Raw genomic sequence first — 13,931 nt, 5'->3', positions numbered from 1 at the left:
GAGGAGACCGAATATGAAGCTGAAATCCCTGACCCTGGCCGTTCTGCTGTCGGCTGCCGCAATTTTGCCGGCCGCCGCGCAAGATGTCGTGGTGAAAGTGGCCTATGAAAACAACCCCGGCGAGCCGGTGGATATGGTCATGCACCGCTGGGCCGATCTGGTCACGGAAGCCTCGGACGGCAAAGTGGCGCTGGAACTGTACCCCTCGTCGCAGCTGGGCGCGAAGCAGGATGTGATCGAGCAGGCGCTCCTCGGCGTCAACGTGATCACCATCGCCGATGTCGGCTTCCTCAAGGATTACGACGCCGATCTGAGCATTCTCTTTGGCCCCTATCTGACCGACAGCCCGGAGCAGCTGTTCAAGATCTATGACAGCGAATGGTTCAAGACCAAGCAGGAAGAACTGCGCGCCAAGGGCATTCACATCGTCATCTCGAACTACCTCTATGGCACCCGCCAGCTGCTGTCGAAAACCAAGGTGGAAAAGCCCGAAGATCTGGCTGGCATGAAGATCCGCGTGCCCAACAACATCATGCAGATCAAGGCGATCGAGGCGATGGGCGGCACCCCGACCCCGATGCCCTTGGGCGATGTCTACCCCGCGCTGACGCAAGGTGTGATCGACGGTGTCGAGAACCCGCTGCCGGTGCTTTATGGCCAAAAGCTGCATGAGCAGGCGAAGGAGCTGTCGATGATCAGCTACCTCACCAACACCTCGCTCTGGCTGGGTGGTGAGGCCTATTTCGCCACACTGGACCCCGCCGTGGTCGAGATGCTTCACAAAACGGGCTATGAAGCGGGCCTCTACAGCCAGGAGATCGCCAAGGACGAGGAAGCCAAGATCCTCGAAGAGATGAAAGCCGCGGGCGTCACCGTTACCTATCCGGACCTCGCGCCGTTCAAAGAGAAGGCGCAGGCCTTCTACACCCAGTTCCCGGAATGGTCGGAAGGGCTCTACGCCCAGATCCAGGCCGAACTGGCGAAGTAACCTCCCCGGCCGGTCGCCCCAAAACGGGGCGGCCGGTCAATTTCACGCGGCCCCCTGCGCCGCGCGCCATCCTCCCGTTTCCCACCCCTGTGGAAGTCCCCGCCATGAGAGTCCTTTTCCTTGCCGCCTCTGCCCTCAGCGGGCTTTGCGTGGCCGCTTTGGTGCTGATCACCGCCGCCGCGGTCTTTGCCCGCTATATTCTGGGCATGCCTATCGCCTGGACCGAGGAAGTCTCGGGCCTGCTGATGATCTGGATCGTCATGGTGGGCGCCATCGCCTGCGAGGCGAACCGGCAGCATCTGACCATCGACCTGCTGGAAGTGGCGCTGCGGCCGCGCCTGCGCCGGGTTTTGGTCATTCTGGTGGCGCTGGCCTCGATCGCGCTGCTGGTCTTCATGGCCTGGCAGGCGTGGAAACTCGGGCAGACCACCGCCTTCAAGAAAACCCAGATATTAGGCATCTCCTGGTTCTGGCTGGATCTGGCGGTGGTGGTGGGGGCGGGCGGCACGGCCGTGGTGACGCTTTGGCGTCTCCTGCGTCCCAATACCCCCGAGCCGACCCAGCGCAGCAGCCTGCATTGACCGACAGGACGGAGACCTCCCCATGACCTGGTTCATCATCATCGTCCTGATGTTCGCGCTGTTCGCGCTGAACATGCGGCTCTATCTCGCCATGTTTGCCGCCGTGGTGGCCTATTTCCTGTTCTTCGCCTCGGTGCCGCTGCCGATTGCGGTGCAGCGGATCATTTCGCCGACGCAGAACCCCTCGTTGCTGGCAATCCCGTTCTTCGTGCTTTTGGGCACGCTTCTGGGTTCGACCGGCATCGCGGCGCGGCTGCTGAAACTCGCCGATCTGATGGTCGGGCGGCTGACCGGCGGGCTGGGGCACACGAATGTCATGCTCTCGACCCTTATGGGCGGCATTTCGGCCTCCAACCTTGCCGATGCGGCGATGATGTGCCGGATGCTGGTGCCCGAGATGCGCAAACAGGGCTATTCGGTGGGGGCGGCGGCGGCGATCACCGCCTGCGCCTCGCTGATCACCCCGATCATCCCGCCCGGCATCGCGCTGATCATCTATGCGCTGATCGCCGATGTCTCCATCGGCTCGATGTTCGCGGCGGGGATCCTGCCGGGGCTCCTCTGTGCCGGGCTCTTGCTCTTTGCCGTTTACGCGATGGCCAAGCAAAAGGGCCTGCAACCCTCACGCACCAGCTGGCCCACGGCGAAAGAGGCGGGGAGCACGTTCCTCGGCGCCTGGCCCGCGCTGTTTCTGGTGGTGGTGATCGTCGGCGGCATCCGGCTGTCGATCTTTACCCCGACCGAAGCCGGGGCCATTGCCACCTTGGTCACGCTGTTCATCGGCCTCTTTGTCTACCGCGAGATGAAACTGCGCGATGTGGCCGATGCGCTGACCGAAACCGCGCGCCAGACCGCCGCGGTGCTCTTGGTCATCATGACCTCCTCGGCGCTGGCCTGGATCTTTTCGATGGAGCGTGCCGGGATCACCATGGCCGAGTTCATCACCGGGCTGACCACCAATCCCTGGCTGTTCCTCTTGGCGGTGAACGTGCTCTTGCTGGTGCTGGGCATGTTCATCGAGGGCACGGCGCTGATGATCATTCTGGTGCCGCTCCTGAAGCCTGTTGTGCTACAACTCGGCATTGATCCGGTGCATTTCGGGATTGTCATGATCCTGAACCTTTCGATCGGGACGCTGACACCGCCGGTGGGCACCGTGCTCCTGTTGGTTTGCAACCTGACTGGGGCCAAACTCACCGATTTCCTGCGCGATGGCTGGCCTTTCCTCTTGGCATTGGTGGTGGCCCTGCTGGCGGTGACCTTCGTCCCCTTCCTGTCGACCGCGCTGATCTGATCTGTTGGCGCGCCCGCCGGGCCGCCCGGGCCCGGCATACTGCAATGAAAAGAGACGACGATGCGCTTTTTGTCGATTGGCGAATGCATGGTGGAGCTGTCGGGCGCCGGGCACGGTCTGTGGCGCTCGGGCTTTGCGGGCGATACGCTGAACACCGCCTGGTATCTGCGCGCCCTCGCGCCGGATGCCTGGGACATTGATTATTTCACCGTGCTCGGCCGGGACCCCGTGTCGGACGACATGTGCGATTTCATCGCTGCGGCGGGCATCGGCACCGGGAATATTGCGCGCCATCCCAGCCGCAGCCCGGGGCTTTACATGATCACGCTCACCGAAGGCGAGCGGTCCTTTACCTATTGGCGCGACAGTTCGGCGGCCCGCACGCTGGCCGATGATGCTCCGCGCCTGCAGGCGGCCTGTCTCGCGGCGGATGCGGTCTATTTTTCGGGCATTACGCTGGGCATTCTGACGCCCGAAGCGCGCGGACGGCTGTTTGCAGCGCTGGAGGCAGCGCGTTCTGCCGGGCGGCAGGTGATCTTTGATCCCAACCTGCGGCCCCGCCTTTGGCCCGACGCCGACACGATGTGCATGGCCACATTGGAGGCGGCCTCGCATGCCGACATCATTTTGCCGAGCCATGACGACGAGGCCACCTATTTCGGCGATGCCTCGCCGCGGGAAACCGCGCTGCGCTATCTGGCCGCCGGGGCCGTTGAAGTCGTGGTGAAGAACGGCGGTTCCGAGATGGTGCTCGGACGGGCCGGGGCGCTGCCGCAGGTGCTTCCCGCCTTGCCACATGTGCAGCCCCTCGACACCACCGGGGCCGGAGACAGTTTCAACGGTGGCTATCTGGCCGCGCGGTTCAGCGGGCAGGACCCGGAGGCTGCAGTCTTGCAGGGGCACCGGGTTGCGATGGAAGTGGTCTGCCATCCGGGTGCGCTGATGCCTGCCGAGAAACTGCGCAACGCATTGAAATAAAATCTAAGAGGATAGACAGCGGGCATGCGTTGGCAGCGCGGCTGCCCTGACGTGCCGCCAATGAAAGCCGCGGGGGAGCGGCCCTGCGGCGCGCGGCGGGGCAAGGCTTTGCTCCGCGCGCCACAGGATGCTTGCCCGGGGGGCATCACAGAAACCGCGCCCCGACGGCGTCCCTACGGCGCGCCATGGCGATACTGCTGCGCCCCGTTGTTCGGACCGCGCGGCCCGATCTGCTCGTTGCACCGCCCGGGGTGGCGTGCGAGGTTGCGGCATGCGGATCTTGATGCTCACAGCGCTGGTCATGGTCGCCTTTGCGGCAAATTCGGTGCTGAACCGGATGGCGGTGGGCGTGGCGGGGCTTGATCCCGCCTTCGTTGCCGTGTTGCGGTTGGGGGCCGGGGCCTTGGTCCTGCTGCTTTTGATGCTGCGACGGGGCCTGCCCCGCCTGCCGCGCGGCATCTGGGCCAGGGGCGTGGCGAGCCTTTCGGCCTATATCTTCGGCTTTTCCATCGCGAGTGGCCGGGTGGATGCCGGGGTGGGCGCTTTGGTGCTGTTCGGGGCGGTGCAGATCACCATGTTTGCGGGTGCCCTGCGCGGGCGCGAGCAGGTGGGGCGCTGGCGTTGGACCGGCGCTGCATTGGCCTTTCTCGGGCTCGTGGTGCTGATGTGGCCCGGTGGTGCGGCGCGCCTTGATGCCTTGGGGCTGACGGCGATGGCTTTTGCGGGCATTGGCTGGGGCCTTTATTCGCTCACCGGGCGCGGTGCGCGTGATCCTTTGGCACTGTCGGCGCTGAATTTTGCCGGGGCCTGGCCGCTGGCGCTTCTCTGGCTGGGTCTGGCGGGCGATGCGGGGCATGGGCAGAGCTGGGGCATTTGGCCCGCGCTGTTCTCCGGCGCGGTGACCTCGGGGCTGGGCTATGCGCTGTGGTACCGGGTTTTGCCGCAACTGGCCGCCAGTGTCGCGGCGGTTGCGCAGCTCTCAGTCCCGTTGATTGCGACCCTGGGTGGGGCCGTGATGTTGGGCGAACTGCCCGACATGCGGTTCTGGGTCGCGGCGCTGCTGGTGCTGGGCGGTATCGCCCTGTCGCTGAAACAGCGGGCCTAGGCTGCGGCCCAAGCCGTCAGTCCGTCAGTTCCGTCAGCGCCACAGGAAGTGCCGGCCATCGTGTCAGACGTGGCCGTCCTTGTCCCCGGCCTCCTGCATCCGCAACAAGAGGGTGCCATCGGTGACCTGATCTTGACCGGTCACCAGAACCTCGGCGACGATGCCGTCGCGCGGGGCGGTCAGCACATGCTCCATTTTCATCGCCTCGAGCACCATCAGCGCCTCGCCCTTGCTGACGCGGGCCCCCGCCACGGTCCGCACGGCGGTGACAAGTCCCGGCATGGGCGCAAAGACGCAATCACCGCTGCTCTGATCGCCCAAGGCCGCATTCAAAGGGTCCACCGTGGCAAATTCATGGGCAAAACCGTTGCAAAAGACGGTGATCCATCCCGCCCGCGCCATGACATCAGCGCTGAAATGCCGCCCGTCCATCTCAAGCCGCACCCGCGTCCCTTCGCAGCGCAGGACCTTGAGATTGCAGGAAACTTCCCCGAATGTGATACGGTAGGCGCCGCCGCCAAGATGCGTGACGCAAAGGTCCAGCCGCGCACCGCCCGTTTCAAGGGCCACATGATCCGTGGCCTGCGACCAGATCCGCCAGCCGGTCAGCTGATCCCAAGGGTCGCTCATCCCGGGGGCCTGCAGCAGCCGCAGCGCCGCAAGGGCAGCAAGGGCGGGTATCTCGGCGGACATCTCCGGCCGGGCGGTCAGCGCGGCCAGATCGCGCGCGATCAGCCCGGTATCAACCTCGCCGCGGGCAAATCCCGCATGCCGCGACAGGGCGCCCAGAAATTCGAGATTGGTCGCCGAGCCCGCCACACGGCATCCGCCCAGCGTGGCAGAGAGCAGCTGCAGCGCCTCGGTGCGGGTGGGGCCATGCACGATCACCTTTGCGATCATCGGATCATACCAGGGGGTGATGGTGTCCCCCTGCCGCACACCACTGTCGATCCGCACCGCGCCCTGCGCGAAGGTCACGCTGTCGGGGAAGGACAGATGCGCCAGCGTGCCGGTGGCGGGCAGAAATCCCTTTGGGACATCCTCGGCATAGACGCGGGCTTCAAAGGCCCAGCCGTCGATCCGCAGCTGATCCTGACGGAGCGGCAGCGGCTCTCCCGCCGCGATCCGCAGCTGCAATTCCACGAAATCGAGCCCGGTGATCGCTTCGGAAACCGGATGTTCGACCTGCAGCCGGGTGTTCATTTCCATGAACCAGAAACCGTCCTCGCGCGGTGTGCCGGTGCCGTCGACAATGAACTCGATCGTGCCCGCCCCCTGATAGCCGATCGCCTTTGCGGCCTCGACCGCGGCGCGGCCCATCGCGGCGCGCACCGCCTCGGGCATGCCGGGGGCGGGGGCCTCTTCGATCACCTTCTGGTGGCGCCGCTGCAGCGAGCAGTCGCGTTCAAAAAGGTGGATCACATTGCCCTGCGAATCGCCAAACACCTGAATCTCGATGTGGCGGGGCTGGGTCACATATTTCTCGATCAGGCAGGCGGGATCGCCAAAGCTGGAGCGCGCCTCGCGCTGCGCGCTTTCCAGCGCCTGCGCGAACCCCGCGGGGTCTTCGACAAGCCGCATCCCCTTGCCGCCGCCGCCCGCCCGGGCCTTGATCATCACCGGATAGCCGATATTCTCCGCCTCCGCGGCCAGAAAAGCCGGATCCTGACTTTCGCCGTGATAGCCCGGCACCACCGGCACCCCGGCGTCAACCATCAGCCTTTTCGCAGCATCCTTCAGCCCCATCGCCCGGATTGATTGCGCCTTGGGGCCGATAAAGACCAGACCTGCGGCCTCGACCGCCTCCACAAAGTCCGGATTTTCCGAGAGAAACCCATAGCCGGGGTGAATGGCCTCTGCCCCGGTGCGCAGGGCGGCGGCAATGATCACCTCGCCCCGCAGATAGCTTTCGGACACGGCGGCGGGGCCGATATGCACCGCTTCATCGGCCAATTCGGTGTGTTTGCTGGTGGTATCGGCATCGGAATAGACCGCCACCGTCCGGATGCCCATCCGGCGGGCGGTGGCGATGACGCGGCAGGCGATTTCGCCCCGGTTGGCGATCAGGATTTTGGTGAACATGGGCAGATCCTCACATCCGGAAGACGCCGAAACGCGTCTCCGGGATCGGTGCGTTCAAAGCGGCAGAGAGTGACAGGGCCAAGACCTCCCGCGTGCGGCGCGGGTCGACGATGCCGTCATCCCAAAGGCGCGCGGAGGCATAGAGCGGGTGCGACTGGCGTTCAAACATCTCGACCGTGGGGCGTTTGAACGCCTGTTCCTCCTCGGGGGTCCAGCTGCCGCCCTTGCGCTCGATCGCATCGCGCCGCACGGTGGCCAGAACGCCCGCCGCCTGTTCGCCGCCCATCACCGAAATGCGGCTGTTCGGCCAGCTCCACAAAAAGCGCGGATCATAGGCGCGCCCGCACATGCCGTAATTGCCCGCCCCGAACGAGCCGCCGATCAGGAAGGTGATCTTGGGCGCCTGCGCGGTGGCCACCGCCGTCACCAGCTTTGCTCCGTCCTTGGCGATGCCACGGTTTTCATAGCTGCGCCCCACCATGAAGCCCGAGATGTTTTGCAAGAACACCAGGGGGACGCTGCGCTGCGCGCAGAGTTCGATGAAATGCGCGGCCTTGAGTGCGGATTCCGAAAAGATCACCCCGTTGTTGCCGATGATCCCCACGGGCATGCCGAAGACATGGGCAAAGCCGCAGACGATGGTGGTGCCATAGCGCGGCTTGAACTCATCAAAGCGCGAGCCGTCCACGACGCGGGCGATCACCTCGCGGATGTCATAGGGGGTTTTCAGCTCTGCCGGGACAACGCCCAGAATGTCCTCGGGGTCATAGAGCGGCGCTTCGGGTGTCTGCAGGACCACGCGGGGCTGTTTGCACCGGTTGAGATTGGCCACGGCCCGCCGCGCCAGTGCCAAAGCATGGGCATCATCCTGCGCCAGCAGGTCTGCCACCCCGGAGAGGCGGGTGTGCACATCGCCGCCGCCCAGATCCTCGGCCGAGACGATCTCGCCGGTGGCGGCCTTGACCAGAGGCGGACCGGCCAGAAAGATCGTGCCCTGATCCTTGACGATGATGGTCACATCCGACATCGCGGGCACATAGGCGCCGCCTGCCGTGCACGAACCCATCACCACCGCGATCTGCGCAATGCCCTTGGCGGACATGGTCGCCTGATTGAAAAAGATGCGCCCGAAATGGTCGCGGTCAGGAAACACCTCGTCCTGATTGGGCAGGTTGGCACCGCCGCTGTCGACCAGATAGACGCAGGGCAAGCGGTTCGCCTCGGCAATCTCTTGCGCGCGCAGGTGTTTTTTCACCGTCATCGGAAAGTAGGTGCCGCCTTTGACCGTCGCATCGTTGCACACGATCATGACCTCTTGCCCTTCGACACGGCCGATCCCGGTGATCATCCCGGCACAGGGGCTGGCGCCGTCATAAAGCTCATGCGCTGCGAACATGCCGATTTCCAGAAAGGGCGCGCCCGGATCCAAAAGCCGGGCGATCCGCTCGCGCGGCAGGAGTTTCCCACGGCTTTGATGCAGCGCGCGGGCCTTTTCGCCGCCCCCGGCCTGCGCGAGGGCCGCCGCATAGCGCACCTTCTCCATCTGGGCCAGATGCGCGGCGCGATTGTGGCGATAGCTCTCCGAGCGGGGCGAGACAGAAGAGGACAGAACAGTCATGCGGTCATCGCCCCCATCAACTCGCGCCCGATCAGCATGCGGCGGATCTCCGAGGTGCCCGCGCCGATCTCCATCAGTTTGGCATCGCGGAAGATCCGGCTGACAGGGGTGTCATTCATGAACCCCGCGCCCCCCATGGCCTGCACCGCCTGATGCGCCACCTCCATCGCGGTTTCCGAGGCATAGAGCACACAAGCCGCCGCATCCTGCCGCGTGACCGCGCCGCGGTCGCAGGCGCGCGCCACCTCATAGACATAGGCGCGCGCGGAATTCAGTTTGGTGTACATGTCGGCAATTTTTCCCTGCATCAGCTGGAAATCCCCGATCCGCTGCCCGAACTGCCGCCGTTCGGCCACATAGGGCATGATCTCGTCGAGGCAGGCGGCCATGATGCCGGTGCCAATGCCCGACAGCACCACCCGCTCGTAATCCAGCCCCGACATCAGGACGCGGACGCCCTTGTCCTCGGCCCCCAGAACGTTTTCAAAGGGCACTTCGACATTGTCGAACACCAGTTCGGCGGTGTTGGAGCCGCGCATCCCCAGCTTGTCGAAATGCGGCGAGGTGCTGAAGCCCGGCATGGTCTTTTCGACCACCAACGCCGTCATGCCTTTGGAGCCTGCGGCGGGATTGGTCTTGGCATAAACCACCAGAACATCGGCATCCGGACCGTTGGTGATCCAGTATTTCGTGCCGTTCAGCAGGTAATGGCCGTCGCGCTTCTCAGCCCGCAGTTTCATCGCCACCACATCCGATCCGGCGCTGGCCTCTGACATCGCCAGTGCGCCGACATGCGCCCCCGACACCAGTTTCGGCAGGTATTTGCGCTTTTGCGCCTCGGTGCCGTTCAGGGTGATCTGATTGACGCAGAGGTTGGAATGCGCGCCATAGCTGAGCGAGACGGAGGCCGAGGCCCGCGCAATCTCCTCAACCGCCACCACATGCGCCAGATAGCCCATGCCAGCACCGCCGAATTCCTCGGGGACGGTGATCCCCAACAGGCCGAGATCGCCCATTTCCGCCCATAGCTCCGCCGGGAAGGCGTTGCGCCTGTCGATGTCCGCCGCCATCGGCCGGACACGGTCCTGCGCCCAGCGGTGCACCATGTCGCGCAACGCACTGACATCGTCGCCCAGATCAAATTTCATGGATGCCGTGAACATGATTTCCCCCCCTCACTCGGCCGCCAGGGCCAGCGGCCCCTGGCTTTGCAACTGGCTGCGGATCTCTTCCCGCCGCCGCATCTGTGTGTCGAAGGCCGCCTGTTTGACGGGGCCAAAGCCGCGGATCTGCCAGGGCAGGCCCAGCAATTCCCGCACCAGCGGCGCTGTCGCGCTGCTCAGCACCGCCTGCGCGAGCGTGAGATCCTCTTCGTAAAGCGCGATCAACTGCCGCTCCAGCTTGCGGTCATGGCTGTGGCCAAACGGATCGGCCCAGGTGCCGCGCAGCCCTTTCATCCGGGCCAGAACCCGGAGCAGCGGCAAGATCCATGGCCCGAATTCCCGCTTTTTCGGGCGGCCATTCTGGGTTTTTGCGTTCAGGAAGGGCGGTGCCAGATTGAGCGAAATGCGGAAATCACCGTCAAAAACCGCCGCCAGCCCACGGCGGAATTCGGGGGCAGCGTAAAGCCGGGCCACCTCATATTCGTCCTTGTAGGCCAGCACGCGCGCATAGGTGATGGCAACCTGCCGCAAAAGATCATTCTCGCCGATGCGGTCGGCAGCGGCGGCTTTGGCGATCTGATCCAGCCGCGCCTGATAGCGGTTGGCGAGCGCCGTGTTCTGATAGGCCTGCAGATGTCTGCTGCGATGCGCGATGATGGTCTCGGGGGTCTCCGTTTCGAGGGCGGGCGCAGCGTCTTCGCCCGATGCCGCCTGCGCGGTCAGTCCCGCCGGGTCATGCGCGAGCAGACGGCCCCAGTTGAACGCCTCGATATTGCCTTTGACCGCGACACCGTTCAGCTGAATCGCCTCAAAGATTGCGGCGGCCCCAACCGGCACCAGCCCGCATTGCCAGGCGTAGCCCAGCATCATCAGATTGGCACCGATCTCGTCGCCGGTCAGGCGTTGGGCGAGACCGGTGAAGTCATGAAAATGCGCGGTTGACCTGACTGACTTTGTGACGCTTTGCGCCACCGCGCCGGTGCGGAAATCAAAGTCCCGCAGGCGGACGAAATCCGACACCGGGGTGGTGTGGGTGTTCAGCACCGCCGCGGTGCGGTCGGGGCTGCAGAGCCGCGCCGCCTCATTCGATGACGCAACCACCGCATCCGCGGCCAAAAGCAGATCCGCCGCGCCCGCGACAATGCGCGGCTCGGTCACCGGCCGGTCCGGGCGCGAGATGCGGATGTGGCTCATCACCGCGCCGCCCTTTTGCGCCAGTCCGGCCATGTCGAGCACCATCGGGATCTTGCCCTCGATATGGGCTGCCATGCCGAGGATGCCGCCGATGGTCAGCACGCCGGTGCCGCCGACGCCGGCCAGCGCAAGGTTCCACGCCCGGTCAATCTGCGGCAGGACCGGCTCTGGCAATGTGCCCACATCGGGGCCAGCCTTGCCGGAGGGTTTGCGCAGCATCCCGCCCCGCACGGTGACGAAAGAGGGGCAAAAGCCCTGCAGACAGGAATAATCCTTGTTGCACATCGACTGGTTGATGCGCCGCTTGCGCCCCATTGGGGTTTCCAGCGGCTCCACGGCGACACAATTGGATTTTTCCGAGCAATCGCCACAGCCTTCGCAGACCGCCGGGTTGATCCAGAGCCGCATGTCGGGATCAACCATCTTGCCGCGTTTGCGACGGCGCCGCTTTTCCGCGGCGCAGGTCTGTTCAAAGACGATGATCGTCACCCCCGGCACCTCGCGCAACTCGCGCATCACCGGGTCAATGTCGTCGCGGTGGCGGATCTCGGTGCCGGGGGCCAATTCGGCGGCGCTGTAAACCTCGGGATGGTCCGACATCAGCACGATACGCGCCACCCGCTCGTGATACATCTGATGGGTGATCTGTTGCGGCGTCAGCATGCCATCCAGCGGCTGCCCGCCGGTCATGGCGACCGCGTCATTATAGAGGATCTTGTAGGTGATGTTTGCGCCCGCCGCGACCGATTGCCGGATGGCGAGGTGACCGGAGTGAAAGAAGGTGCCGTCGCCCAGATTGACGAAACGGTGCTTCTCATCGGTAAAGCGGCTGATCGCGGTCCAGGGCACGCCCTCGGCGCCCATATGGGTGAAGGTCTCGGTGCGCCGGTCCATCCATTGCGCCATGAAATGGCAGCCGATGCCCGCCATCGCCTTCGAGCCTTCCGGGACCCGGGTCGAGGTGTTGTGCGGGCATCCGGCACAGTAATGCGGCAGCCGGGTCAGGGGCGGCACATGGCTGTCGCCCTTGGCCTCCGCCGCCGTCAGCGCCGCCGCGCGGGTGCGGATATGCGCCGCCAGACCCTCGGGCAGATCAAGGCGCAGGATGCGTTCGGCCATCGCCCCGGCAACCCGCGCGATGGTCAGCCCCGCCGACAGCGAGAGGAACGGGTGTCCGGCCTCATCGAATTTGCCCACGATGCGCGGCCGCACATCGGCGCGCCAGTTGAACAATTGCTCCTTGATCTGGTTCTCGATGATCTCGCGGCGTTCCTCGACGATCAGCACTTCTTCGAGGCCGCGGGAAAACGCCCGGATCCCCTCCGGCTCCAGCGGCCAGGGCATGCGGACCTTGTAGAGCCGCAGCCCGATGAGGCGCAGCTCTTCAGGGCCCAGTCCCAGTTCGGTGAGGGCCTGACGCACATCCTCATAGGCCTTGCCGGAGGCGACGATGCCAAAACGTGCGCTGGGGCAATCCAGGGTGACGCGGTCCACCTGATTGGCGCGGGCGAAGGCGATGGCGGCAAAGCCCTTGTGCTCTTGCAGCCGCTCGTCCTGCACCAGGGGCGGGTCCGGCCAGCGCAGGTTCAGACCGTCCGGCGGCAGCTCAAAATCCGTGGGCAGCACGAACTCGCGCCCCTCCTGCGCCAGATCGACGACGGTGGTGGTTTCCACCGTTTCCGAGATCACCTTGAACCCGACCCAGCAGCCCGAATAGCGCGACATGGCAATGCCCAGCAGGCCCATTTCCAGAAACTCATGCACCGAAGAGGGGTAGAGCATCGGCACCAGTGCCGAGATGAAGGTGTGATCGGATTGATGCGGGATCGAGGAGGATTTGCAGGTGTGGTCATCGCCGGCAATGGCCAGGACCCCGCCATGCCGGGCGGTGCCCGCCGCATTCGCATGTTTGAGGACATCGCCCGAGCGGTCGAGGCCGGGGCCCTTGCCGTACCAGATGCCCAGAAGGCCATCTTTGCGCGCGCCCGGCGACAGATGCAGTTGCTGGCTGCCCCAGACCGCGGTCGCGGCCAGATCCTCATTCACGCCGGATTGAAAGACCACATCCTGACGCTCGAGGTATTTTCTGGCCTGGACCAGCTGCTGATCGTACCCCCCGAGCGGCGAGCCGCGATAGCCGGAGATGAAGGCGCCGGTGTTCAAGCCCGCGGCACGGTCCCGCCGCATCTGCGTCATCGGCAACCGGACCAGCGCCTGTGTGCCCGTAAGATAGACCGCGCCGCTCTCGGCAGTGTATTTGTCATCCAGCGTGATTGTCATCACGTTCCCCCCTTCGACACCTCTTCCTCCCCTGAAATGATAGCGCGACATGGCTGAAACAGGGTCTCTATTGTCGTGGCGCTTGTCTGCGTATGGGATACATTGTACCATCATTTGGCTGTCTGGTGATAATTTGTTTCCATGAGTGGATCACAGAGGCAAAGATGTAATTGGATAGGGCAGCCATGGAACTGGATGATTCGGATCGGCGCATCTTGCGGGCCATTCAGGCCCAGCCCGACATCACCATGCGCGAGCTGGGCGAGGTGACCGGTCTCAGCCATTCGCCCTGCTGGCGCCGTTTGCAACGGCTGCAAAGCGAAAAGGCAGTAAGTGCGCGGCAATTCGTGATCGACCCGGCAGAGGTGGGTTTCGAGATTCTGGTGATGTGCTTTGTGAAGATCACCCACCACAAGCGTGAGCGGCTGAAGGCCTTTGAAGATGCGGTCGAGCATGTGCCCGAAATCATGCAATGCTATTCGCTCAGCGGTGAATATGACTATGTGCTGCAGGTGATCGCGGCCAGCGTGAAAGATTATGAGGCGACGATCAAGAATGCGATTGTCGAGCTGCCGAACGTGCAGTCGGTCAACACCAGCTTCACGCTCAAGCGGGTGAAGCACAGCCTGATGGTGCCGGTTTAGCCGA

At 64.4% G+C, this 13,931-nt stretch carries 10 protein-coding genes; 6 read left to right on the top strand and 4 right to left on the bottom strand.

What is annotated here, in order from left to right; all coding sequences use genetic code 11:
* Positions 1-13 precede the first annotated feature (13 nt).
* The 5 genes from ACEN2S_RS05135 (at position 14) to ACEN2S_RS05115 (ending at position 4,946) form a co-directional block, all read left to right on the top strand.
* Positions 14-988, top strand: coding sequence for a C4-dicarboxylate TRAP transporter substrate-binding protein (locus tag ACEN2S_RS05135; RefSeq protein WP_441863257.1), 975 nt, complete (start codon positions 14-16; stop codon positions 986-988).
* A gap of 104 nt (positions 989-1,092) precedes the next feature.
* A complete protein-coding gene (locus ACEN2S_RS05130) occupies positions 1,093-1,569 on the top strand; it encodes a TRAP transporter small permease (RefSeq protein ID WP_441863255.1) in 477 nt (158 codons plus the stop codon).
* Between the two features lie 22 nt (positions 1,570-1,591).
* Positions 1,592-2,863: a TRAP transporter large permease gene (locus ACEN2S_RS05125; RefSeq protein ID WP_441863253.1), complete on the top strand. Its 1,272-nt coding sequence runs from the start codon at positions 1,592-1,594 to the stop codon at positions 2,861-2,863.
* Between the two features lie 60 nt (positions 2,864-2,923).
* Positions 2,924-3,841 (top strand): sugar kinase, encoded by a 918-nt coding sequence (locus tag ACEN2S_RS05120; RefSeq protein ID WP_441863251.1) that lies wholly within the window; start codon positions 2,924-2,926, stop codon positions 3,839-3,841.
* A 271-nt stretch (positions 3,842-4,112) separates the two neighbouring features.
* The gene (locus ACEN2S_RS05115; RefSeq protein ID WP_441863248.1) at positions 4,113-4,946 is read left to right on the top strand and encodes a DMT family transporter; all 834 of its coding nucleotides are present in this window, start codon (positions 4,113-4,115) and stop codon (positions 4,944-4,946) included.
* 63 nt (positions 4,947-5,009) lie between these two features.
* On the opposite strand, the gene ACEN2S_RS05110 is transcribed toward ACEN2S_RS05115, so the two are convergent.
* The 4 genes from ACEN2S_RS05110 to ACEN2S_RS05095 are packed head-to-tail and all read right to left on the bottom strand — an operon-like array spanning position 5,010 to position 13,283.
* Positions 5,010-7,028, bottom strand: coding sequence for an ATP-binding protein (locus tag ACEN2S_RS05110; protein WP_441863246.1), 2,019 nt, complete (start codon positions 7,026-7,028; stop codon positions 5,010-5,012).
* Between the two features lie 10 nt (positions 7,029-7,038).
* Entirely contained in the window at positions 7,039-8,646 is a 1,608-nt protein-coding gene (locus ACEN2S_RS05105; RefSeq protein WP_441863244.1) for a carboxyl transferase domain-containing protein, read from the bottom strand.
* Positions 8,643-9,809 (bottom strand): isovaleryl-CoA dehydrogenase, encoded by a 1,167-nt coding sequence (locus tag ACEN2S_RS05100; protein WP_441863242.1) that lies wholly within the window; start codon positions 9,807-9,809, stop codon positions 8,643-8,645. Before ACEN2S_RS05100 ends, ACEN2S_RS05105 begins: the two co-directional genes overlap by 4 nt.
* 12 nt (positions 9,810-9,821) lie before the next feature.
* Positions 9,822-13,283 carry an indolepyruvate ferredoxin oxidoreductase family protein gene (locus tag ACEN2S_RS05095; protein WP_441863240.1) on the bottom strand — a complete coding sequence of 1,154 codons (3,462 nt, stop codon included), beginning with the start codon at positions 13,281-13,283 and terminating at the stop codon, positions 9,822-9,824.
* 185 nt (positions 13,284-13,468) lie between these two features.
* Here ACEN2S_RS05095 and ACEN2S_RS05090 point away from each other — a divergent pair, with 185 nt between their 5' ends.
* A complete protein-coding gene (locus tag ACEN2S_RS05090; protein WP_441863238.1) occupies positions 13,469-13,927 on the top strand; it encodes an Lrp/AsnC family transcriptional regulator in 459 nt (152 codons plus the stop codon).
* The last annotated feature ends 4 nt before the right edge of the window (positions 13,928-13,931 follow it).

Origin of the sequence: Phaeovulum sp. W22_SRMD_FR3 (assembly GCF_052113705.1) — a bacterium.
GTDB lineage: Bacteria > Pseudomonadota > Alphaproteobacteria > Rhodobacterales > Rhodobacteraceae > JBGQOG01.
The sequence above is the reverse complement of the archived record's forward strand: the minus strand, read 5'-3'. Positions and strand labels throughout refer to the sequence as shown.

Bases quoted from the DNA above. Each gene is read 5' to 3' on its own strand.
- ACEN2S_RS05125 (WP_441863253.1), top strand. From the start codon at position 1,592: ATGACCTGGTTCATCATCATCGTCCTGATGTTCGCGCTGTTCGCGCTG.
- ACEN2S_RS05130 (WP_441863255.1), top strand. From the start codon at position 1,093: ATGAGAGTCCTTTTCCTTGCCGCCTCTGCCCTCAGCGGGCTTTGCGTG.
- ACEN2S_RS05090 (WP_441863238.1), top strand. From the start codon at position 13,469: ATGGAACTGGATGATTCGGATCGGCGCATCTTGCGGGCCATTCAGGCC.
- ACEN2S_RS05110 (WP_441863246.1), bottom strand. From the start codon at position 7,028: ATGTTCACCAAAATCCTGATCGCCAACCGGGGCGAAATCGCCTGCCGC.
- ACEN2S_RS05135 (WP_441863257.1), top strand. From the start codon at position 14: ATGAAGCTGAAATCCCTGACCCTGGCCGTTCTGCTGTCGGCTGCCGCA.
- ACEN2S_RS05115 (WP_441863248.1), top strand. From the start codon at position 4,113: ATGCGGATCTTGATGCTCACAGCGCTGGTCATGGTCGCCTTTGCGGCA.
- ACEN2S_RS05120 (WP_441863251.1), top strand. From the start codon at position 2,924: ATGCGCTTTTTGTCGATTGGCGAATGCATGGTGGAGCTGTCGGGCGCC.
- ACEN2S_RS05095 (WP_441863240.1), bottom strand. From the start codon at position 13,283: ATGACAATCACGCTGGATGACAAATACACTGCCGAGAGCGGCGCGGTC.
- ACEN2S_RS05100 (WP_441863242.1), bottom strand. From the start codon at position 9,809: ATGTTCACGGCATCCATGAAATTTGATCTGGGCGACGATGTCAGTGCG.
- ACEN2S_RS05105 (WP_441863244.1), bottom strand. From the start codon at position 8,646: ATGACTGTTCTGTCCTCTTCTGTCTCGCCCCGCTCGGAGAGCTATCGC.